The 22293-nt window shown below is 59.7% G+C and carries 22 protein-coding genes and 1 pseudogene; 7 read left to right on the forward strand and 16 right to left on the reverse strand.

Translation table 11 applies throughout. The features are described from left to right. The 6 genes and pseudogenes from DEQ92_RS19410 to DEQ92_RS24555 form a co-directional block, all read right to left on the reverse strand. Nucleotides 1-1236, reverse strand: a complete 1236-nt coding sequence (locus tag DEQ92_RS19410) for a ZIP family metal transporter (RefSeq protein ID WP_115821414.1) — start codon at nt 1234-1236, stop codon at nt 1-3. Next, on the reverse strand, nt 1237-2496 hold the full coding sequence (locus tag DEQ92_RS19415) for a multicopper oxidase domain-containing protein (protein WP_115821416.1): 1260 nt from the start codon (nt 2494-2496) through the stop codon (nt 1237-1239). Beyond that, a complete protein-coding gene (locus DEQ92_RS19420) occupies nt 2497-3201 on the reverse strand; it encodes a metal-dependent transcriptional regulator (protein ID WP_115821418.1) in 705 nt (234 codons plus the stop codon). It lies immediately after the preceding gene. Nucleotides 3202-3319: 118 nt separating this feature from the next. Beyond that, nucleotides 3320-5882 (reverse strand): annotated as a pseudogene (locus DEQ92_RS19425) (heavy metal translocating P-type ATPase). A gap of 58 nt (nt 5883-5940) precedes the next feature. Beyond that, entirely contained in the window at nt 5941-6687 is a 747-nt protein-coding gene (locus DEQ92_RS19435; RefSeq protein ID WP_115821420.1) for a helix-turn-helix domain-containing protein, read from the reverse strand. Between the two features lie 346 nt (nt 6688-7033). Beyond that, nucleotides 7034-7768 (reverse strand): helix-turn-helix domain-containing protein, encoded by a 735-nt coding sequence (locus tag DEQ92_RS24555; protein ID WP_115821422.1) that lies wholly within the window; start codon nt 7766-7768, stop codon nt 7034-7036. 88 nt (nt 7769-7856) lie between these two features. Here DEQ92_RS24555 and DEQ92_RS19445 point away from each other — a divergent pair, with 88 nt between their 5' ends. The 5 genes from DEQ92_RS19445 to DEQ92_RS19465 all read left to right on the forward strand — a co-directional run bounded on the left by DEQ92_RS19445 (nt 7857) and on the right by DEQ92_RS19465 (nt 12131). Next, a complete protein-coding gene (locus DEQ92_RS19445) occupies nt 7857-8969 on the forward strand; it encodes a rhodanese-like domain-containing protein (protein WP_115821424.1) in 1113 nt (370 codons plus the stop codon). Nucleotides 8970-8972: 3 nt separating this feature from the next. Further along, the gene (locus DEQ92_RS19450; protein WP_115821426.1) at nt 8973-10253 is read left to right on the forward strand and encodes an MFS transporter; all 1281 of its coding nucleotides are present in this window, start codon (nt 8973-8975) and stop codon (nt 10251-10253) included. 36 nt (nt 10254-10289) lie between these two features. After that, nucleotides 10290-11117 carry an IS5 family transposase gene (locus tag DEQ92_RS19455; protein WP_115821428.1) on the forward strand — a complete coding sequence of 276 codons (828 nt, stop codon included), beginning with the start codon at nt 10290-10292 and terminating at the stop codon, nt 11115-11117. Nucleotides 11118-11431: 314 nt separating this feature from the next. Then, nucleotides 11432-11794, forward strand: a complete 363-nt coding sequence (locus DEQ92_RS19460; protein ID WP_115805882.1) for a MarR family transcriptional regulator — start codon at nt 11432-11434, stop codon at nt 11792-11794. Then, nucleotides 11787-12131, forward strand: coding sequence for a hypothetical protein (locus DEQ92_RS19465; RefSeq protein WP_115821430.1), 345 nt, complete (start codon nt 11787-11789; stop codon nt 12129-12131). Before DEQ92_RS19460 ends, DEQ92_RS19465 begins: the two co-directional genes overlap by 8 nt. Before the next feature lie 17 nt (nt 12132-12148). Here the strand turns inward: DEQ92_RS19465 and DEQ92_RS19470 are convergent, their stop codons facing one another. Further along, entirely contained in the window at nt 12149-13075 is a 927-nt protein-coding gene (locus DEQ92_RS19470) for a transcription initiation factor IIB family protein (protein ID WP_115821486.1), read from the reverse strand. A 379-nt stretch (nt 13076-13454) separates the two neighbouring features. Between DEQ92_RS19470 and DEQ92_RS19475 the strand changes: the two genes are divergently transcribed. Next, the gene (locus tag DEQ92_RS19475; protein WP_115821432.1) at nt 13455-13640 is read left to right on the forward strand and encodes a hypothetical protein; all 186 of its coding nucleotides are present in this window, start codon (nt 13455-13457) and stop codon (nt 13638-13640) included. Nucleotides 13641-13676: 36 nt separating this feature from the next. On the opposite strand, the gene DEQ92_RS19480 is transcribed toward DEQ92_RS19475, so the two are convergent. From DEQ92_RS19480 to DEQ92_RS19515, 8 genes are all read right to left on the reverse strand, one after another. Further along, nucleotides 13677-14084: an SWIM zinc finger family protein gene (locus DEQ92_RS19480; RefSeq protein WP_115821488.1), complete on the reverse strand. Its 408-nt coding sequence runs from the start codon at nt 14082-14084 to the stop codon at nt 13677-13679. A 173-nt stretch (nt 14085-14257) separates the two neighbouring features. After that, nucleotides 14258-14869, reverse strand: coding sequence for an HD family hydrolase (locus DEQ92_RS19485; protein WP_115821434.1), 612 nt, complete (start codon nt 14867-14869; stop codon nt 14258-14260). A 222-nt stretch (nt 14870-15091) separates the two neighbouring features. Next, nucleotides 15092-16021, reverse strand: a complete 930-nt coding sequence (locus DEQ92_RS19490; protein WP_115821436.1) for an ImmA/IrrE family metallo-endopeptidase — start codon at nt 16019-16021, stop codon at nt 15092-15094. 74 nt (nt 16022-16095) lie between these two features. Then, nucleotides 16096-16434 (reverse strand): hypothetical protein, encoded by a 339-nt coding sequence (locus tag DEQ92_RS19495; protein WP_115821438.1) that lies wholly within the window; start codon nt 16432-16434, stop codon nt 16096-16098. 126 nt (nt 16435-16560) lie between these two features. Further along, nucleotides 16561-16956 (reverse strand): hypothetical protein, encoded by a 396-nt coding sequence (locus DEQ92_RS19500; RefSeq protein ID WP_115821439.1) that lies wholly within the window; start codon nt 16954-16956, stop codon nt 16561-16563. Nucleotides 16957-17111: 155 nt separating this feature from the next. After that, nucleotides 17112-17372: a hypothetical protein gene (locus DEQ92_RS19505; protein ID WP_115821441.1), complete on the reverse strand. Its 261-nt coding sequence runs from the start codon at nt 17370-17372 to the stop codon at nt 17112-17114. A gap of 18 nt (nt 17373-17390) precedes the next feature. Continuing rightward, nucleotides 17391-17882 (reverse strand): hypothetical protein, encoded by a 492-nt coding sequence (locus tag DEQ92_RS19510; protein WP_115821443.1) that lies wholly within the window; start codon nt 17880-17882, stop codon nt 17391-17393. A gap of 632 nt (nt 17883-18514) precedes the next feature. Further along, a complete protein-coding gene (locus tag DEQ92_RS19515) occupies nt 18515-18994 on the reverse strand; it encodes a hypothetical protein (protein WP_147299508.1) in 480 nt (159 codons plus the stop codon). A 1271-nt stretch (nt 18995-20265) separates the two neighbouring features. Here DEQ92_RS19515 and DEQ92_RS19520 point away from each other — a divergent pair. Then, entirely contained in the window at nt 20266-20550 is a 285-nt protein-coding gene (locus DEQ92_RS19520) for a PadR family transcriptional regulator (protein ID WP_115821447.1), read from the forward strand. Nucleotides 20551-20786: 236 nt separating this feature from the next. Here DEQ92_RS19520 and DEQ92_RS19525 read toward each other — a convergent pair whose 3' ends face one another. Continuing rightward, a complete protein-coding gene (locus DEQ92_RS19525; RefSeq protein WP_115821449.1) occupies nt 20787-21686 on the reverse strand; it encodes an SOSS complex subunit B family protein in 900 nt (299 codons plus the stop codon). Nucleotides 21687-22293: the final 607 nt, after the last annotated feature.

The following is a 22293-nucleotide window of genomic DNA, read 5'->3' on the forward strand; positions in this document are numbered from 1 at the left end:
TTAGAGTGCGACGAAGAGGTCGGTGGCGTACATCACGACGAGGCCAACGAGGAACGTGACGAGGTTCAGCGCCGACGCTGCGCGTCCGTTCCGGCTCATCATTCCCCACAGCTCCCAGATGACCTGCAGGATTGCACCCACGCCGATGGCGAGGAAGAACGCTCCGAGCGTCGGTGAGAACGCGAGGCTCCCGAGCCAGCCGCCGAGGATTACCGGTGCGCCTGCGATGAAGCCGAGCGCGAGGAAGTGCAGGACGCTCGGGCGTTCGCCGCGAGCCACGGGTGCGACGACGGCCGGTCCTTCGGTCACGTTGTGGAGCATGAAGCCGACAACGAGGAACGCCCCGAGCGAGACTTGACCGAGTGCGAACGAACTCCCGATGGCCAGTCCTTCGGCGAGGTTGTGCAGACCGATGCCGAGTGCGACGAGGTAGGCGACCCACAGACCGCTCTGTGCGCGAGCGTCGCCGGCAGCGGCTCGACCTTTCCGCCATGCACTGACGGCTTGTACGGCCAGGAGTGCACCGATTATTCCCAGCGCGACGAGGGCGGTTCCCTCGAACGCGCCCGGAACCTGTTCGCCGAGTTCGAACGCCTCGAACCCGGCGTCGATGGCGAGGAACGCGAGGATACCCGCCGAGAAGGCGAGGATGGCGTGGAGCCACCGGTCGCTCATCGACTGGAGGAACGGGAACCACAGCATCCCGAGCGCGACGGGGATGACCCCGACGAACAGGCCGATGATGGCCATCGTCAGCAAGAGGTCACCCGTCAGACCCGGCGACTGGCTCGGGGCCACGATGGTGTGGTGGACCGTAGCGCCGTCCGAGAGGATGAGCGCGGTTTCGAGGTCCCAACCGGGGTTCCAGTGATACGGGATGACGACCTGTGCGCTCTCACGCGGTGCGAGTGTGGTATCGCCACCTGCACCTTGCACCTCGAAATTCCAGTAGGCATCGTCGACGAGGACCTGTGAGATGGTCACTTCACGCGGTCCGTTGTTCGTGACGTGGAGGACAACTGTCTCGTCGTTCGGCAAGGTCGTGTGCGTGACCGACACGTCGGGGAGTGGCGCACCACCGTTGTCGAGAGACGCGAGTGGTGTCGCCGCGAAGAATCCCCCTGCGATGAGTGCGAGCAGAAGAATTGGGAGCAGTGCTGCAGCCCACTTGGGGAGTCCCAGCGGGCGTTCAGTTTGGTTCACAGTCGTGCCGCCATCCGTGTTTGGTTTGTTCATTTAGACCACCTCAAAGAAGCTCATCCAGCCAAGTTCAGCGAATTCTGACTGGTGGGCGTGGAACATGTACAGTCCCGGATCGTGATTCGAATAGTCCAGTTCAATGATGCCGCGCTGTGCCTGACATTGCATGACTGTGTCGACGGTCTTGTTCGTCGGCAGCAGCGTCGTTCCGTGGTCGTAGTAGTCGAAGAACTGCGAGTGGGTGTGGAACGAGTTGATGAGGTCGAACTCGATCGCGTTGATGAGATACACCCGCTGGCGTTGCTGGCCATCGATCTGGATCGGTCGCTTGGTCTCACCAGCTTTCCAGTTCCCTCGGCCGTCAGTCTCGCCAACACCGTAGGCGAATGCTCGCGTATTGGCTGCGTACACTTCGTTTCCGCCGTCGAAGTTGGTGTCGAAGCCGTTCATCACCATCACCATCTCGTTGACGGCGTCGTTCTCGGCGTGCTCGTGGTTCCGGGTCTTCGCCTCTGCGACGAGGTCCGCGCGGAGTTCGTCGGTAATCTGTGAGCGGTGGAACTCACAGTACTCCTCTGGCTTTTCGGCAACACGCTCCGGGTCGGGGTCGATGATGATTGCCCCGTACAATCCCCGGTGGATGTGTTCTTTGAGTGGGAGCGAGTGGCAGTGGTAGAAGTGGACACCTGCGGGTTGGGCTATCCACTCGTAGGTGAACGATTCACCGGTGTTGAGGACACCCGGTCCGTTGGTCGGAATCCCGTCCATGTTCGGGTTGAGGTTCCGGAGGTGCGGGTGGATGGTGTGGGCGTGTCGTCCGAGATTCTCGAACTTCACACGTATCAGGTCACCCTCCACGGCGCGAATCGTCGGGCCGGGTACCTGACCGTTGTAAGCCCACGCCGGGAACTCGATGCCCGGGGCGATGGTGACCGTGGTGTCGACAGCTTGGAACGTGAACTCACGAACTGTCCGGCCGTTCTCCTCGTAGATGTCCTGTGGGACGTTCTCCTGCTCGCCGCGACCCGTGTTGAACTGATAGAGATACTCGTGGGGGTCGAAATCCAGATCGCTGTACTCACCGACTGCACCGAAGTTTCCATGGGAATCGCCGCTATGGCCGTGACCCTCGCTGTCCGCCCGTCCAGTCCCCATGAGAGCGGCACTCCCTGCCAAGCCGATTCCACCGAGGACTGCCCGGCGAGTGGTCTTGAAATCCGATTCAAGAGAGTCAACTAATCTATGCTCTAACTGCTCTGTGAGCTCTGCTGCTCGTGAATATGGTAATGATGGCATCTAACGTACCTCGCTAAACTGCCCGGTTTCGCTGTTTGAACGGTTGTTACACGGTGAGACAAAGACGTCCGCCGCGATCTCTGTGGGAAGCGAGAACTGCTCGCGGGTCTCGATCACTTCGAGTGTAACCATCCCGAACGGAGCGATCTCGGTCACTTCCAGGCGCGTTCCGAGCGCCACCCCAGCCGTCGACAGGTAGTCTAACACAGCCGGGTTGCTGTCTCGGACTTCGGATACGGCGGCAATATCCCCCGTTTTGCACTCTGCGACCGACTGGTGACGTGAGTCACGCTGCACCGTGAGGTCCCCAGTCGGAATGGGGGCACCGTGTGGGTCGACCGTCGGGTTTTCCAGAACGGTCTCGAGTCGTGCTTCGAGTTTCTCACTGACGTAGTGTTCGAGCGCGTCGGCTTCGTCGTGAACGTCCGACCAGTCGTACCCGAGCTGCTCGGTCAAAAACAGTTCGAGGAGTCGGTGGTGGCGGACTACTGTGAGAGCCCGCTGTTCGCCACGAGCGGTGAGACGGGCCCCCTGATACGGTTCGTAGTCGACGAACCCATCGTCGTGCATCCGCTGTAACATCGTCGTCACAGTTGGTGGTTTGACCCCCATCGCGGTCGCAATCGCTGACGGTGCGACCCGCGTATCGTGGTCCTGAAGATCGTAAATGGTCTTCAGATAGTCTTCGACCTTAGGGGACACCATAAAAGAAGAATTTGATACGTCTAAAGATAAAGTTTGCCTATGTTACTTGGGCGTCTTCATCGGTGTAGATACCGTGGTAGACGGGTGTGAAAGTGGAATATCGTACTGATCGATACCGTCACTCGAAACTGTCGGGTTTGAGTCTCGCCAGCCGAAGTGCGTTCGTCGTCACTCCGAGGCTCATTCCCATGTCGCCAACGACGACGGCAATCGCGACGTTGACCAGCCCGAACGGCACACCGACAGCCAGCAGTGCCTTCACACCGATGCTCGCCCAGATGTTCTCGCGGATGACCCCGTTGGCCTTCCCCGACAGCGCGTAGAGATACGGAAGCTTCGACAGCTCGTCGCCCATCAGCGCGACATCCGCCGATTCGACCGCCGTGTCGGTCCCCGCCGCGCCCATCGCGACACCGACCGTCGCCGTCGCGAGCGCTGGCGCGTCGTTGACCCCGTCGCCGACCATCATCACCCCGCCGAACTCCTCGTCGAGTGCGGCCACCGTCTCGGCCTTGTCCTCGGGGAGCAACTCGGCCCGCACTTCGTCAACGCCGGCCATCTCGCCGACCGCTCGCGCCGTCACCTCGTTGTCGCCGGTCAGCATCACAATCCGCTCGACGCCGAGGTCGTGGAGCCGTTCGACTGTTCGCTTCGCTTCCGGCCGGGTCTCGTCGGCCACCGCGACGACACCCAAGATCCGCTTCCTGGTGCCGACGAGAATGACCGTCTTCCCATCAGCCTGTAGCCCTTCAATTGTCTCATCGGTAGCCGCAGCGATATCGTCGCCGCCGGATTCCCCCACAGCGACACCGCCGTCGGATACGGTACGGTCGGAACCGAAAATGAGTCCCAGCTCCTCGAACAGCCCGGGCTTTCCGGCGAAGTACGTCTCGCCGTTCAGGTCGGCTTGGACGCCCTTCCCGGTCAAACTCTCGAACGACGAAACGTCGTCCGTCTCGACTGCCCACTCGTCAGCGGCCTCGACGATGGCTTCCGCGATCGGGTGTTCGCTGCGGGCTTCGAGACTCGCCGCCACGGACAGCACCGACTCGCGGGACTCGCCACCGGCGGGGACGACGTCGGTGACGGTGAGTTCACCGTGTGTGAGGGTGCCCGTTTTGTCGAACGCGACCGCTCCGACGGTCCCGACCGACTCGAGGTGCGTCCCACCCTTGATCAGCACGCCGTTCTTCGCGGCGCTCGTGATTCCGGAGACGACGCTGACAGGCGTGCTGAATGACCAGCGCACACGGGCAGGAGAGCACGAGGAGTGCTAGTCCGCGCTTGAACCACGTCGCCCAATCACCGGCGAACACGAGTGTCTGGCCACCGACACCGAGCGAGATGCTCTCGCTGATGAGCAACGGTGGTACCACAGCGATGAGGACGGCCAGCGTGACAACGAACGGCGTGTACTGGCCGGCAAAGCGGTCGACAAACTGTTCGTGGGCGGTCTTATCCCGCTGTGCGTCTTCGACGAGTTCGATGATACGGGCGAGCGTGCTGTCATCGGCCTCCGCCGTTACGTCGACTTCCAAGTAGCCTTCCTCGTTGATGGTGCCGGCGTACACCTCGTCGCCGCCCGTCTTATCCACAGGGACACTCTCGCCGGTGATGGGGGCCTGGTTGACCGCACTCTCACCTTCCACGACCGTACCGTCGGCGGGAACCCGATCGCCGGGCCGCACGATGACGCGGTCACCGACGCACAACTGCTCGACCGGGACGGTCGTTTCCTTACCATCGCGGCGGACGGTTGCGGTCGTCGGCGAGAGGTCCATCAACTCACGGAGCGAGGAGCGAGCGCGGTCCATCGCGTACTCCTCCATCAGCTCAGCAACGCTGAACAGGACGGCGAGCATCCCGGCTTCGAGGTAGAGTGCCTCACCGAAGACGACGCTCGCAGTGATTGCACCGAGGATGCCGAGGCTCATCAGCAGGTCGATGTCCAGCGAGCGCGTGCGAGCGGAGTAGTAACCGTTTCGGAGGATCTCCTCCCCGCTGATTACCGCGCCGGCAAAGTAGAACAACTCGGCGGTTCCGAACTCCCGTCCGAGAAGTGCGACGAGTGTCACGTCGAACCCCGACAGGAGGAACTCGATGGCGAGCCCCGTGAGTAAGAGGCCGCCACCGAGCCATGTCTTCAGCGCACGCGGACTCAACCAGACGTCTCGTAACTGACGCTCCTTGACGAGGTCTTCTTCTTCCACTTCTTCCCCGGTCTCCTCCACGGTATAGCCTGCCCGCTCGATAGCCGCGACGAGGTCGGCACGCGAACTCTGGCCGGGGGCGTAGGTGACGATGACCGTGCCAGTCGTCGGCAGAGTCTCACGTTCTCGGATACCAGCGACGCCGTCGAGCGCATTTTCAATCTTCCCGGCACAGGAGGCGCAGTCCATCGTCGGGACGTCAAACCGCTCGGTATGGAGGTCGTCACGTGACTCGACGTTGTAGCCAGCGGCTTGCACGCGTTCGACGAGGGCATCCACGTCGACCGTCTCGGGAAGATACTCGATGCGGACGGTGCCGGTCATCACCTGTGGTTCAACAGAGATTACTCCGTCGAGCTTCGAGACGCTGTTGACAATCTTCTCGGCGCAAGAGGGACAGTCCATCCCCGGCACGTCGAGAGTTACGGTTCGGGGGGATACATCGTCCGAACCGGGTGTATTCGTTCCCATTGGATGTACGGACGACTCCCATAGATAAGCCGCTTAGTTTGGTACGTACCAAACTTAGTCAGATGTTTGAGGAGGGGGGAGCTGCTGACGGGTTGCGTTCGGAGACGTAGGCTTCCGCCAGTTTTGCTTCGGCGCGGCGGAGTCGATAGGACAACGTTGACCCGGGGATTCCGAGTCGCTCTGCCAGTTCGTAGGTCTCGATTTCGCGGGGTGTTTCGTAGTAGCCATGGTCGACGGCGGCCCGCACGGCGGCGTCTTGCTCTCCGGTGAGTGCCGCGCTGCTGTCGTCGGGCGTCGTCTCTTCAGCGTCCCCGACCCGGACGAAGGTGACACCGGTGGTGTCGTCGATTTCGGCCTCAATGGCGTTGCGAAACGCGTGATAGGTAGTGTCATTGGGGGCGATAATCCGCCACTCGTAGCGGTGGCCAACCCACGTCGTCTGGAAAATAAGGCCGTCACCGAAGTGATCGAGCGCGAGGTGCGGGATGGAGGTACAGGAAGGCGTCCGCGTCCAGTATGAGTAAAGAACGAGTGCGTCGTCACTACGGTCGAGGATGTCGGTTTCCCAGTCGGCCTCACAGTCACGTCGAGCCAGACAGTCAGTGTAGTATTCGGCGTCTGCGACAGTGTTGGTGAGGTCACTGAGTGCTTCGTCGCCGCCTGTCACGTGGTCGACGCGCCAGAGGTGGTCAGACGAAACATGGCACGAGAGCGAGCGAATCGTGGTCTCCGGATTGGCACCGAGGATGTCAGCGACTGCATTGGTTCCCGGGGCGTATTCGAGGGCGAAGACGAGTTCACGCATACGCCTGTTTAGTTCGGAGGAAGGTATGAGTGCGTTGCTGACGACCGATGTCTAAGTGACTTAATTCGAATCCCACCAAATCCATTCGTGCGACATCGTCGGGCGTTCACCGACGGTCGATTCATCGGGGCCCTTGTTGGGTTGGCACCCACGAACACGTTATTGTCCCTGTTCGGAGTGGGCAAGTTCTGATCCTTCGTCTGCTATGATACGTGGCTCGCTACATCGTTCATAGGGGGAGACAAAGTAGCCCATCCAGTAATCTAGTTGTTATTAAATCAAAAGGGTGCTGATAAGGTACTCACAATTGACTAACTGAAACTCTGCCCGGCGTGATGACGTTCGGTTAGTCGGCAGCCCGCTCAGCTTGGCGAGTCTTTTCGACCTCTAATGGATCTGCCGTCGATGTCGCCGTGACCAGTCGCAAAAACTGCCCCGCGCTCGTGAGGATTTTGTTCTCGGCCTTCCGGAGGTGCTCTTCGTACGTCGAGCGAGCGACGGCCGTCTTGTCGGCCAACTCCCTGAGCGACGTCTTCCGGGGTTGTTCGTAGTAGCCACTCTCCAATGCCAACCGAAGCGCCGCCATCTGTCGTTCGGTCACATCCTCGAACAACTGGTCGACCGGAGCCAACATGCTGTGCGGGATTCGCTGTGCTGTAATCGCCGTCTTCGAGAGCACCTCGATGTCGCGGTCAGCTTCCAACTCGTGAAGAAGCTCTCTGATATCGCTCTCGTCGAAGGCAATCACGGAGTAGTGTTCCCAACCCTGCCGATGAATTGTGGGCGGCTGATACAGGCAATTGTGCGCTTCGAATCGCTCGATGATGGAGTCTTCCAGTGAACACAGGCATGATTGCGTGACGACGTGGAGCCCAGTATCGTCGACTGACTCGTGAAGAACCGTCCCTAAGCGATCGATCTCGTCGAGGAGGTCGTCAGTCGGAGACCCCGGTGCAGTAATCTCGATTACCTGGCAGTCATCCAGATACCACTCACGAATCGTGATATCTGGATGTCGCTCCGAAATCTCTCGATACGGACACTCGTGTTTGACGCGAAACGACGCCTCGTAGAGACTCATACTACCACATTCGTCTATACAAAATTAACAGTGCCGGTCATGTCCGGCAGTGCCTATATCCTATTACTTCCCATACTGAAGAATACTGATGTCGGATATTTCCCCCGAGGAACTTGGAGAACAACTGCAGACTGACGAAAACGGCCTGCTCGTAGTCGACATTCGCCACGAAGGAGAATTCGACGACTGGCACGTCCCGGGTAGCGTCAACATCGACGTCTACGACGAGTTGGCTGACGACCCTGACAAAGCCAAGGACGCGCTTTTGGGCCTCCCCGAGGAGAAAGAGATTGTTACTGTTTGCGGCGCAGGCATCGCTGCAGAGACGGCAGCGAACGTCCTCCAAGAGATGGGCTACACCGCGGCGACACTCGAAGATGGGATGAACGGGTGGAGTCGCGTTCACCGCCATGCGGCGGTCTCTGTCGACCTCGATGGAACGCTCGTTCAGGTCGCACGACCGGGGAAAGGCTGTCTCTCTCACGTACTCGTCTCCAATGGTGAGGCCGCTGTCTTCGACCCATCACACCACCTCAAGGAGTACGAAGCGGTTCTCGACGAGTACGACGCCGACCTCGTCGGTGTCTTCGACACGCACGCCCACGCCGACCACGTTTCGGGCGCTGCAGAGCTGGCCGACCGTCACGGCGTCCCCTACTACCTCCACCCGAAGGATGCACTGGCAATCGACGCGTCTCCCATCGAAGATGAACAGACTGTCTCGGTCGGCGGCCTCGATATCGAGGTCATCCACACGCCGGGACACAGCGAAGGAAGCGTCTCGTTCGATATCGAGGGTGCGGCACTGATTACGGGCGACACGCTCTTCCACGAAAGCGTAGGCCGCGTCGAACTTGGCGTCGAAGCCGGAATTGAAGATTCCAACGTCGAACAGAATGCCGCGACGCTCTACGAGAGCCTCCAGCGACTCCAAGACCGAGCAGACGACGCGCTCGTCCTGCCGGCACACGACCCTGGTTCGCCGGAACCGCCGGTGACTGCAACGCTGAGCGAGGTCCGAGAGCGGAACAAGGACCTCGGCCGCGACCGCGAGGAATTCATCCAGGAACTCGCGTCAGATATCCCAGATCATCCGCCGAACTTCAAGCGCGTCAAGCGAACGAACGTGGGGCAAGAATCAGTTCACGCCGACGAACTGGCCGAGCTTGAACTGGGTCCCAACAACTGCGCAGCGGAGTGATCGATGAGTACAGAAACTGACCTCAAACAGGGTATTCGCGAGCACCTCGGACAGTTCTCACTACACGTCCTCCTGGTGTTCGCGACGGGGCTGACTATCGGGTCCGAACGCGCCGTCGTCCCCGTGCTGGGCCGCGACGTCCTCGGCGTCGAGTCGCTGTTCGTCATCGGGTCGTTCGTCGTCTCGTTCGGCTTCGTCAAGGCGCTGTTAAACCTCTACGCCGGCAAGTGGGGTAGTGAATACGGCCGCAAGCCCGTACTCATCCTCGGATGGGTGACCGCACTCCCACTCCCTGTCATCCTCATCTTTGCCCCGAGTTGGGGCTGGATCACCGTCGGGAACATCCTGTTGGGCATCAACCAGGCGTTGACCTGGAGTATGGCCATCAACGCCAAAATCGATATCGCGGGGCCAGAGCAGCGAGGGCTCGCCGTCGGTATCGACGAGGCGTTCGGGTACAGCGGCGTCGCCGTCGGTGCCTGGGTGACGGGTATCATCGCCGCCCAGACGAGTCTCCGGCCCGAACCGTTTTACTTCCTCGCCGTCGTCGTCGTGCTGGCGTTCCTCATCTCGGTCTTCCTGATCAAGGAGACAGTCCAACTCGCGGAGGCCGAAATTGACGATGAAGACCACCATGACGCGAACCTCCCGTTCGGCGAGGTTCTGAAACGGGCGACGTACGGCGACAAGACGCTGTTCGCCGCGGCACAGGCAGGTCACATCGAGAAGTTCGTCGATACGCTGTTTTGGCTCGCCGTCCCGCTGTATCTCACGAGTCAGGGAGTCGGCATCGCAGCAGTCGGGTTCGTCGTCGGCATCCACAGCGCGATGTACTTCCTCCAGATTGCGACCGGTGGACTCGCAGACCGAGTCGGTCGCCGTCCACCCGTGATTGCGGGGATGTTCCTCGCCGGTGCGGGCGTCCTCGGGATGGTACTCGTTGACGGCTACGTCCTGTGGACTGCCCTCTCGGGTATCTCCGGTCTCGGGATGGCGTTGCTCTACCCGAATCTGATGACTGTCCCCGGCGATGCAGCTCACCCGACGTGGCGGGCGACTGGAATGGGCGTCTACCGGATGTGGCGTGACTCGGGATATGGCGTCGGCGCAATCCTCATCGGCCTCTCGATGGAGTTCCTGAACGCCGAAGCCGCGTTCTACATGACCGCCGCCCTGATGTTCGTCTCCGGAGCGATCGTGTACGTGTGGATGGAAGAGACGCACCCCGAGTTTGGAACACACGGCTCTGGTGAATCACTAGACGGCGTCGGTCTCGACCGTTAGAATTTGGAAGATGAAGCGGGAAACCGGCGATGCTCTATGTCGAAGATCTCCCGCTTCACGAGCAAAGCCGTCACGTTAGCTAAAAACGCTGTTGGTGGTCGAGGCGAAGTCGCCGCCCCCGAAGGGGGTGGCGGCTTCGCCGACTACGCCCTCGTCTCGCTGCACTGTCTGCGGGTTTACCTCGATGAATCGTACCGCAACACACTCGATCTGCTGAGCGAGATGCCGCATATTTTGGCGGAGATCGGCCTCGAAGACGGCGATCTCCCAGACCACTCGACGTTAGTGAAAGCGTTTGATAGGTTCGAGATGAAGGTCTGGCGAGTGCTGCTCCGACTCTCGTCGGAGCTGCACGATCCCTCAGGTCACGCCGCCATCGACGCCACGTTCTTTGACCGTGAGAACGCGAGCAAGCACTACTGCCGCCGGACGAATTATCGCGTTCAGACACTGAAAGCGACCGCTCTCGTCGACACAGACACTCAGGCGGTTCTCGACGTTCACTGTACGACTGAGAAAACGCACGACACACAGCTCGGCTGGCAGGTCGCCTGCCGCAACGCAGGCGACCTGCACAGCCTCGCCGCCGACAAAGGCTACGACTGGATGCAATTACGCGAGAAACTGCGGGAAGAGGACGTGAGACCACTGATTATGCATCGTATCTTCCGGCCCATCGACCACGCGCACAACGCGCGGGTCGATGGGCCTCGCTACCGCCAACGATCGATGTGTGAGACCGTCTTCTCGTCGATTAAGCGCACGCACGGCGACGCCGTGCGAGCGCGAACGTGGTATCGAGAATTTCGCGAACTCGTCGTGAAATGTGTCGTTCACAACATCAAGCGTGCCGCAACACAGTGAAATCAACCGCTGTATGGCGATTCACCAGAGCCGAACACACGAACCACCTGCCCCTGCGACAGAAACTCCAGCCCAAACGGTCGCTCAAGACTAACCTACGGAACGTAACGGCCGTGAGTAACCGTGGGACCATCTCCTTTCTGATGAGAGGGATTAAGCGAGACACATAGCTACTAATCTGATTTTGACCAAAATATGCGAAGGGCAGTTGACCGACTTTCTGGTTGCATCTGTCCAGATAACCGCTGCTATTCGAATAAGCGCTGGTGCTGCTGTCCAATACATTCAATACATCTTAGTACATCCGATATACTATGCCCATCAGCGCGGATCGCTTCGAGACCATTGACGACGGGAATGGCAACCCAAAACCGGGGACAAACGCCTACAAGCTCCTCTCGTTCTTAGCCCAGAATGCTGACCAAGCGTTCACCCAAAGCGAGATCGCCGAGCGGACGTCCGTCAAGCCCGGCTCAGTTGGCCCGACTCTCGTCAGGCTCAGAGAACGAGGCCGCGTTGAGCATCGAGGCACGTACTGGCGCGTGAGTGACCACGTCTTGAGCCTTGACGCTGCAGCTAACCATGCTGCTGCTACAGCAGCGAGCCGCGAAGAAGAACCATTCGACTACGACGAGTGGCAAGAACACGCCGTTGACCCACGACAACAGCGTGACTGACACCAACCGCTTCCAGAAGGGCGACGTATTCTGGGCACCGGATCCATTTCGACGCGGCTCAAATCCACGCCTCTGGGTCGTTCTTGCTGCAGACTCGCTCCCGTATCCTGGCGAGGAGTATCTGTGTGCAGCTCTCACAACCAGTAATCTCCCGCGAAACTTCGAAGTTGGAGATGATTGGGTGAGTGGCAAAGACCCGACCAAGACCTCGTATTGTTCTCCATGGGTCGTCGCGACAATCAAACATGACGCCGTTGTCAATCCACAGGGAAAAGTGACCGAGTCATTCGCCGACGAAATGATTGTAGAGTGCAAGCAGTATCTCGGCCCCCAGTAGTCTGCCTAAATGAACATTCACCTACGTGCTTCACACAACGTCTGGTGGTGCGTTCGAATCGTTTGAGTTGAGGTATTACTCACGGCCGCAACACGCGCCTGCGTGAGCGGCCAGTCACGCTCCACAGCGGCCGTGTACACACACGCTGCAGCGACTGCATGTGGGTTCGCGCCACGATGAGCCCACTCACTACTTGATGTCTCGGCTAACGACCGTGCTCGTCGCCGAATCTGGTCCGTCACAGCAAGCGCGTCTGCCACCCGCGGAACGAACTCAACCGGTGTGACTGGCTCCGCAGGCAGCCCGAGTTCTATATTGAGTGCGTTGTACGCCGACCGGACCCGCGATTCTGCCACCCGTGCGAGTGGGACAAGTTCAGCGAGCGTTCGCGAGAGTCCTGCACATCGATATGCCGCGTGGACGCTCGCAGCCGCGACTGCTTCAATCGACCGTCCTGGCAGCAGGTCCGCCTGTTGAGCGGACCGGAAACACCGACATGCTTGGTCACGCAGACTGTCTGGGAGGTCGAGTGCGCCGGCGAGTCGCCGGACTTCGTCCAAGCCACGCGCGAGCCGACGTTCACGACTCGACTGGTACCGACTCCGACTGTGTTGGGTGCGGAGTCGGGAGAGTTGCTGTCGTCTTTCGCCCGGGATCGGTGTCCCGTTCGCGTCGACGTGTCGGCCGATCTCGGTCGCGAGGCCGTGATCGTGTCGCGTCGGCGTTCGTGGTGCACCCACTCGTCTTCGCTCCTCGCGCTCGAACGACCGCCACTCAGGACCGCGGTCGATGCCGTGGCCGTCGATGATAAACCCACACGACTGGCACCGCCGTTCACCAGCGTCGGTAATGACCTGGCCGCCACACTCGGGACAGGAGGCGTTTCCACAGGATTTGCCGCACGATTCGTCGAACTGTCGCTCGTAGACATCTCGTGTCGCCATCTCGAACACCGCGCGACGCAATTTGGTGCGCCCCGCACCCGTCAGGGGCCAAAAAACGCGGTTGCCGTCTCGAACAGGTTGGCTTCGGTTGACGGTCATTAAATGACTGAACCACAATACCAAACATGCTCGCAGGTGGATTACCGTTGCAGGCTCGTCGTGTCACACAAGACGCGCCCTGTTCTGCAACGGGTGCGGAATCGCGTACCAAGCCATCTGCATCCACCCCCTTGATAACTCCCTCGTGGGCCTCGTGCCCACCGAGTTTCGTGCACTCGACACTCGTTATCGATATCTGTGGGCCACGAGTCGCGGACTGCGTTAGTAGGAATTTCTCACCAGGCGAACAGTTAACTGAGACAACAAATGACTCTCTTGTATGAGTAGCTCACCATGGACTGCGAACTTTGCGACTGAAAAAAGCAAATGTGCAGCTGACGTCCAACACCTCCTCGACAAGTATCCCCAGCCGGTCGTCTACGAAGTCATGAGTGAACTGCTCCGTCGAGAGATGCGCGAGCAGTTTGCTGGTGCGTACGCTGCGTCCCAGCAGTCTGACGACTGATGGGTGATTGGTGACGTACGAAACCCACACCAACGACTACTCAGACAGATTACGCCGCCCAGCGTCGATACAGTTCCAACAGGGAAGAGCTTCAGACAGCTGTTCACACTCGCAGGGCAGGTCTGTTGTGCCGTCATCGCCGCGTGATGTTGACCCACCATCTGTGACGACGCGCATCTTGACGGCGAGTTCGAGTATTCGTGGGCGGATCGCGACTGCAACCCGATGTTTACACGGGCCGTCACCGCTCGCATCAGCGGGACACGAACACGAATCGGGCACACTATCGCGAATTCGAACCCGATACTCGTGCGCAGCCGGGTCGGCATAGCTCTTGTTTCGCACGCGGACATCGCCATCAAGGAGTTCGAATGCAAACGCCTCGTACTGCGCCCGCTTGAGGACGCGCGTAGGTGGGTCGAACTCTGGTAGTACAGGAATCATGGTAGCCAGCGCGCACTGCGCGCACCCCTTCGGGCGCATGAAAAACGACACTCCGAACAGAGTGACAGGTGACACAGAATCAGGTAGGGTTGTTTTTAACGCTCCTGTCCTGATCGTCCTGCAGTCAATACAGGTGCGACACCGACCAGGGGAGTCGTGACTGAAAGACGTATTCAGAGTTGGCAGGGTCGCCCAAGTTCTCGTTCGTACTGCGATTTAATTTGCTCGAACAAATCCTGGCCGAGCTCTGTCTGGAAGCGAGGCGCGGCGGTAGCAAAGAACTCGTCCAGATTCTCGAACTCGGCAAAGTGGTCGTTCGTCTCGGCCTCGTCGTACCGACCTTGGCGCTCGTACTTGAGCGCCTGGAGACAATTATCGATCAGATCCATGTCCTTGACGAACTGTGCCGTCGGGGTGTCACGTGCCTCGTACTCTTCCCAGAGTGACAGCAATTCAGTATCGTTGAAAGGTCCGACGAGATCGGTTACTGCACTCCGTTCAGCCGCCTCCTTCTCGGACGTGGGGGTGGTCTGACGTCCGTCTTCCGCGCGGGTTGCGATATCGCCCGTTCGAGCTTCGCCGAGGTCGTGAATGAGTGCCATCGTCACTGCTTTCTGACGGTCAACGTCTTCCTGCTCGGCATAGAGCAGACAAAGCGACGCTGTCCCCCACGTGTGGGCTGCGACCGATTCAGGCGAGTCGATATTCCGAAGCACCCATCCCGTCCGAAGTTCGTCCTTCAACTCGAACCATTCGAGCAAGGAGTCGAGTTCGTTGGTCATCATATCGTGGAGAAGGGAAGTGGCCAGTTCAACTCATCGAGACAATTCCGCCGGGTCGCCGACAGTCAGTCAATAAATCCGCAGGAACGGTGTACCGAGAAATTCACCGCTGGACCTGCAAAAACAACACCCTGTGAAAAGTTCTATACACCCTCTATTACAGACAAACTACGTCTGACAAAGAGGCTCAACAGAGCGCAACAGCCGAACCACAGATGGGAGGCCTCAGACCGCGTCGAGTGTCGAGAGAATCTCTTCAGCCGTCCCGCTAATCCGACCCAGTCGCTCTTGCAGCACGTCTGTCTCCTCGCCCTGCCACGCCGCGAGATAGAACGCCGATCCACTCGTATCCAAGCCGAGGTATCGGCCGACAACGTACGCGACGGCCTCCGCTTCGACCTCGCGTTTCGCCCGCTCGGTCGCGTCGGTGATGTCGAAGTGCAAAATCGCGTGGGCGTACTCGTGGATGATCGTCGACGCGAGGTCCGCGCGGTTCGACCGGTCCTTCACTTCCACGAGTGGGGTGAGGTCTTGGACACTCCGCGACTGGCAGACGCCCTTCGCTTCGCCATGCCGCCACTCGTTGGGGTCAACGATACGGACGGTCACGCCAAGGTCCGATGCAATCGCAATGAGATCATCGACGAGCGTGTCAGGCTCACCGGTCGCCGCCGTGTCCAGCTCCGGGAGTGGTTCGCCCTCGGTCTGCGAAATGTCGAAGACCGGAGCGGGCTTGAACCCCACGAGCCCCTCTGACCATTCCTCGGGAGGCGTCTCGTCGTACTCACACTCGCTGTTTTCGTGGTAGCTCGGTGCGTTTCCACACTCGGGACACTGCGTCGTGATGATCGGCGCCCAGATCCAGATCGCCGACTCGCCTTCCTCGACGTGTCGGTCGAACTCTTCTTGCCACGTCCGGTAGCCCGCGACCTTCGTCGCCTCGGGACACTGGAGGTTGATGAGGAGGGTGTTGCGGTGGGAGTAGTCGTGGAACCGGCTCTGGACGTCCAGCCACTCCTGGAACTGCTCGCTCGCCCGTGCGTCGTCGACGTCGGCAGCGAGGTCTGCAAGCCACTGTTCGATCGTGCGATGCATCTCATCGTGTCGCGTGTCGGTCTCGTCGAACGACACCGACGGGGAACTCGTTGTTGCCATTGGCTTCAGTTCTGATGCGTCGCTTCAGGACGCGCCGCACCCCTCTGGGGCGCACAAAAAACAGGCGGGGCGGACTACCGATCGTTGTCCTCGCGCTCGAGGCTGCGAAGATATTCTCGACACTCGCTGAACAGGCCGCTCGCAGTCGCTTCGCCGGTCGTGAGGTGGCGAACCCACTCAATCGCCCAGCAGTACGCGGGATCGGTCTCACCTGTGCCGTGGATGTACCACCAGCGAGCCGCTTTGAGAACGACTAGTGGGTTCGTCGGTGGTTGCTCGCCTAGGAGGGCACACGTTATCGACTCGATTTTCTCGGGAACGTCGGCTCGGGTGAACTCCGAACGATGCACGAGTTCGAGATCAACTGGAATCTCGTCGATCGAGACGTCTGACTCTGTCTGTTGGTGACTCATGGAAATCACGTTACACGGACTGTGTCTTCAGCCCGCAGTTACACGGACTGTGTCTTCAGCCCGCACCCACCACGGGCACAAAAAATCTCGATGTTGCGCTAGTACCGACGGGCCTCTCGATTGACGCTATGCGAGGTGCGACACCGCCTCTGGTTCGGATTCGTCAGCGAACTCGTTGCGCTCGACTGGCGTCCAGTCTTCGGTCGTGGTTGGTGCCCACCAATCGACGTGGTAGTCACCCGGCGCACCAAGAATCTTAACGCGTGCTTCGTCGTCGGGAAGCGGCCGGCGAAGTTTCTCGTCGACGTGGAGATTCCACGTCGTCGTCGCGTCGAATGTGATGATGACCGCCTCATCGTAGCCACGTGACTCGGGCGACTCACGGCACGTCACGCTGGTATTGCACTCTGTGCAGAACACCCCCTCGAAGGGAATGTGCGTGAACGCTTCCGTGCCACACACCGGACACCACAGAAACTCGAACAGCGCCTCGTCGTGACGGCACACGCGTTCGAGACTCATCGATTACTCACCTCCCTGGCGAGCATCGCGGGCGACTGGTGGTGAACGCGGGACAACTCAACTGCGAATGTTGGAATCGGCATCTGTTACTGCGCCTCCGCCCCTTCGGGCGGCGCAAAAACAACACCAAGCGCACCACCAGACTACTCGGTCGCTCAGTCTGTGTCTGCTGCTAACCTCGCGAGGGCGTCGTCGTGTGAGACCGTTCGGACGCGCTCAACAAACGCACGTGCAGCAGCGCCAGTTGCAAATACCGACGCATCGTAGCCGACGGTGCCACCGAACACAGTCCACTCGTCGGTCATCACACCGCCGGACAACGGCGTGTACTCAACTCGATACTTGGCAGTTGCGTCGTCAACGACGAGTCGAACAGCGAGACCACGATCAGGAAGCGTCTCTCTCAGGAGTTCCATCGGGCACAGCCTCCAAAGTCAGTAATGGACATCAGCGGGAACGATCCATAGGTGGTCGTTCGACCCGACGAGCTGCTCAAGCCGCTCGCGATGCCGAACACCGTCTGCGAACTCGTCGTATAGATACACCGCCGGCCCGCGGTACGCCCCGAGATTGTGGCACGCATGCCTGACGAGGTCCTCATCGCGCATGATCGCCGCAGCGTCAAGGTCGTCAACGCCCTCGCGAACACGCTCGAGATTCCGCTCGAACTCACGAGTGGTCGCCTGCCACCCGCGCTCAAGCAGTTCTTGGCCTTCCTCCGAGGCAACGGGGACTGCAATCGGCAGGTCGCCCCACCGGGCGCTGCCGGCGACCGTTGTAGAATCGTCATCAAACGTCACATAGTAGTCGAACACCGCCTCGGCGTGGGGAGCAGTGCCCACCAGTTGGTCGAACACATCGGCTGCTCGCGAAAGGGCTTCATCTGTTGTCGATGCAGTTACGAGTGCGTGGATTACCTGGTGCATTCGTCGTCACCTCGCCGACTCAGGGGTCGAAACCGGCTCCGACCCCCTGCGCCGGCGCCCATCGCCGGCGCACACAAACACAACCCACTACGACGCACCGGTGTTCACGTGTACTGTTGCTCTTGAGCCCCTAGAGGACATATCACACTGATTCTGCTGAATCCTCAGTCGTTGATAAATCGGTGAAACCATACTGAACTCAGGGCGCAAGTCGATCCCCATCATAACATCCCGCCTGAGAGAGTCGAATCGCTCAAAACTGACCAGTAGTTAATTACCGGTTGTTCCGGGGATCGGGGATAGGTCTCTGTTGAAACACCGAAGGCGATGCTCTACAGTTCTACGTAACCATCATTCGCAGTAGCCTCTACTCGACAAGAATGTCAGGTTCTGATTACAGCAAGAGCAGTCCCAGTCCGATTGCGATCGACAGGATGCCTAGCGCCCAGCACGTGAGTGTGAGTCCAAGCAGTTTCAACACAGAGGTTGCCTCCTGTCTTGATCAACTGACGGGGGCGTATTAGGCACTCCGCTGACTGTACTCCTCGCAGTACAGTCTGTAGTACTCAGGGGAATCAACGCTGCACCAAGTCAGACAAGCGAGTACAACAGCCAGATATGTTTCAAATCAATCAGGATTTTTCGCGACAGATAGTGACATAGTCTTCGACGATTGATTTGAATTCCTCGAGGTCCCTCTCCGTGACTAGTGTTTGGAAGCTCACCTCTTGGTCACCCCGGGGGACACCCCGGAGAGATTGGAATGCGTGTTTGAAGTCGACGTAGTCCTGTTCGTCCCAACCAACCGGTGGTTCAGATTCGCGATTGTAGGGCATCTTAGCGGGCCAGATTTTCACCAACCCACTCACGTTCGCCGAGAACACGCTTGGGTTGTTCTGGTAATCTCCCCGATGAGCGTCGACAAACATTCGAAAGTTTGCATTCTTTGCCTCTCCTATCTCGATATCGTCTCCGAGATCTTGGGCGAAGTCATACAAATCTATGAATGCCTGCGATACTTCCTCAGAAATCTGTCCCTGCTTCCGTTTGAGGTCAAGGTCCTGGTAGAGTTCAGATTCCGATTCGACGTATTCTGGCCCAGTCCGTGACATGGTATATTCTATCACAACATACTGTTGGCTTATAGACCTATTGACACCAGTTAGTTCCGCCACCGAGTCTCTCGACTTCCGCGGTGACCTCACTATTAGAGGCGAGCACCCACGAACAGCACCGAACCCAAGACAACGAGAATCGACATCGCGGTAACCAAAGCAGTCCTACTCATCAGTTAGTTCAGCGTGGTAGAGATGGAATAAACGGGTTCTGAAATAAATGTGCCGTCTATCTGAGTCATACGATTTCTGTTAGGTTCTAAGAATCTCAACAGAACTCTGGTTCACTCCTCGTACCAACGTCAGGCGTTCGGGTCGGGTCCATACTGCGGTGTTCGACATACGGAACACCGCCAGATCGGCTCACCAGCCCACGCTGCAGGCGGACCGTCGTCGCGTGAGTCGAACCGATGCGGTGTCTGCTCACCACACGACTGACAGCGGAGCAGTTGCCGTGTTGGCGAGGCTGACGACGACTGTGATGGCGACATGTCGACAGACGTTCGTCGAAGCGTAATCGCTGGAACAACCCACGTCTCCGAGTCAGAGAGTAACTGTTCACGCCGCGTCCGGTCGGTGATCTGCGTCCCAGCAGCATCGTACCATCGCGAAAAAGAGCTCTCCGTCGAAGGAGAAGCGGACCACAGCGAGACTGACCGTGCTTTCGCTACGAACCCACTCGCACGCGATCCAGTCGCTGGGACAACATCCGGGAGGTGGCCCCATCGCGTTCGAAGTGGCTCCGCGATCGGCTGTTCGAGCGCTGCAACAGGTGTACACTCGTCGATAGGGGATGAGTGGGAACGCTGCAGTAATCGTGTGGCTGCAGTCCCTTTTGCGAGTGCACCCCGCGATGACTGTGACGTAACGAGCAGGCAGATGATGCCATGGAGTGATTGCTCGCGGGGCTCTGAGGCGCTGTCAGAGGCCGAAATACCTTGTTCGAGGCAGAACCGACACTGGCTCTGGGTCCGAGGAATGGCCCGCTCACACGTCTGACAGATGTCCGTGTCCAGATCGTCACCAGCAGGGTAGTCATGCTCTGGAATTGCGTCACCGTGCTCGGCGTGGTCGGGTTCCAACTGCGCGTCCGGAATCTGCATCGCTTCGCCATACGGTCGAAATTCCGCGGTCGGATCACGCTCTGGCGGCATACCGCGTCGTGGCTGTACCTTCCGATATAAACGTTCGTCCAGCGAGGCCGCTCTGAAACCCGGCCGATGGCCAACAAACGTATATGTATTCTTAAACTAGCTGCGGGCATCAAAATGTACGATTTGACCGGGTTCCAACGCGACCTGCTGTATGTCACCGCCGGCTTGGACGAGCCACACGGGCTCGAAATCAAAGACCAACTTGAGGACTACTACGAAACCGAGATCCACCACGGCCGCCTGTATCCTAACCTCGATACGCTTGTCGAGAAGGGGCTCCTCGACAAGGGCGAAAAAGACCGCCGAACGAACGTCTACGCGATTACAGCTCGCGGTCGCCGGGAAATCGAAGCCCGCAACGACTGGGAACAGCAATATACGAGCACACTCACAGAATAACGTGAAAACTAGAGTCTGAGTGGGACTCACGAACGAGATGGGCAACTGGCGCTCAGACGTTTTACAACGTGTCTTTTCTCTCCTTCCTCGTTTCAATCACACCCGAAAGGTCGCGTTCTCCCAGTAACAGAGGTCGTGGCTGCGCGCGCAGCGTCTGCGAGCACGGAGCGGAGGGTGGGGCGGTGGGGCCTGGGTCGGCCCGGCCACCAACAAAAAAAGAAGGCAACCTCGCGCCGTTAGACGTCCCACCAAGCGTCGCGCTCGGGGAAATGCACAGTCGTCCACCCCGTCAGTGCAATCGAGACACGCCCGTCGTACCAGTTTCGCGCCGCTCCGTGAATCCGCACGCGTTCGCCCTCGCGAATCCACGGCACGTCTGAGGCCTTCCAACTCGTCAGCTTCACCTGTCCGCTTTCGTCTTCGAGTATTCCTGCTTGCTGAATCGCCGGCGACTCAGACTCCCACACCGTCGTCAGCGTTCCTTCAATGCACACCTCGCGTCGCGACACGCCCTCCAGTTTCCCGATTGGCACCATCGTCCCCGGTGCGCCCTCGAGTTCCTCGAACACACTCACCGCTGCCGACATCATATCCTTGCCACCCAACACCGCCTCGCTCAGTCGTCGACTGATCGTCGCTCGCGACCAGCCCTCCAGCTTCTCTGCCAACCGTTTTGCCTGCGAGTTCACCGCGCCCAACTGGTCCTGGGTGAGCTCCGTCTGAGGATCCACTCGGTCAGGGTCCATCACCGGATTCACGCTCGCCGCACGCTTCTGGAACTGCCGCCGTCGCTCAGCGCTCCACTTGGCCGCAATCACCCGCGACCGCGCCTCACGACCCTCTTGCGACCCCAGTTCCGAACGGGCACTAATCCGTTCAAGCTCGGCTTCCCGCGCTCGAATGCGCTCTTCTTGGGCCAACGTCACCCCGTCAATCCGCTCGTCGCTCGTGTCTGCGATCCCATCTGGGTGGTTCGCATCCACCTTTGCCTGAATCTCCTGTTGCACCGTCGCTTGGAACGTCGGCGTCTCGTCAACGACCTCGAAGCCGTCTTCGTCGACCGCCGTCTCATCCGCTTGCTCGAACGCCTGTTCAGCCACCGAAACTACCTTTCGACTGGAGTTGTTACTAGACATTGTAGTCTTTGAAGGCGCTGACGCGCCGACGCCCGCGACCTCACTCGCGGGATTCTCACGAACCAACCTGCTTGAGCTACGGCTCCGACGTCGACCGACGACGCCGTCACCGAGGTGCCCGCGCCGCGCCTTCACGCCGGACCCTGTCCGGCGCGGCGCGGCACCGACGGCACCCCCACAGACGAGTGCGGGGGGTGAACCTCGAGGTGAGCGCGCGGTCACCGCCATATACCCAGCCGGTCACCGCGGGTCGGCGCCTCGCCGACCGCCGTCCGTCGGTAGACGCAACGGAAGCGGCCGCGGCGCCGAGCCGGCACGGCCGGGGGGTATACGGTGGTGAACGGCGTCGCATACGGCCACAGCGAGGCCGCAGAGAGCGAGGACCCGCTGGAACAGCACCGCACCCGGACCCGCACGAGCCTGTCCCGTCCGTCGCAGACGCAACGGAAACGCCTCGTGCGGCAGCCCGGTGTGGGCTGGACGCCCGCAGACCCACAGCTCGTCGCGGCCGAGTTTGAGCGCATGCCCGGCAGGCCGCACAGCCAGCCCTGAGTGAGCCCCGGACCGTGGCATACTGGGGGTGAGCACGGCGAGCCCCCAGTAGCCA

The organism is Haloferax sp. Atlit-6N (genome assembly GCF_003383195.1).
Taxonomy (GTDB): domain Archaea; phylum Halobacteriota; class Halobacteria; order Halobacteriales; family Haloferacaceae; genus Haloferax; species Haloferax gibbonsii.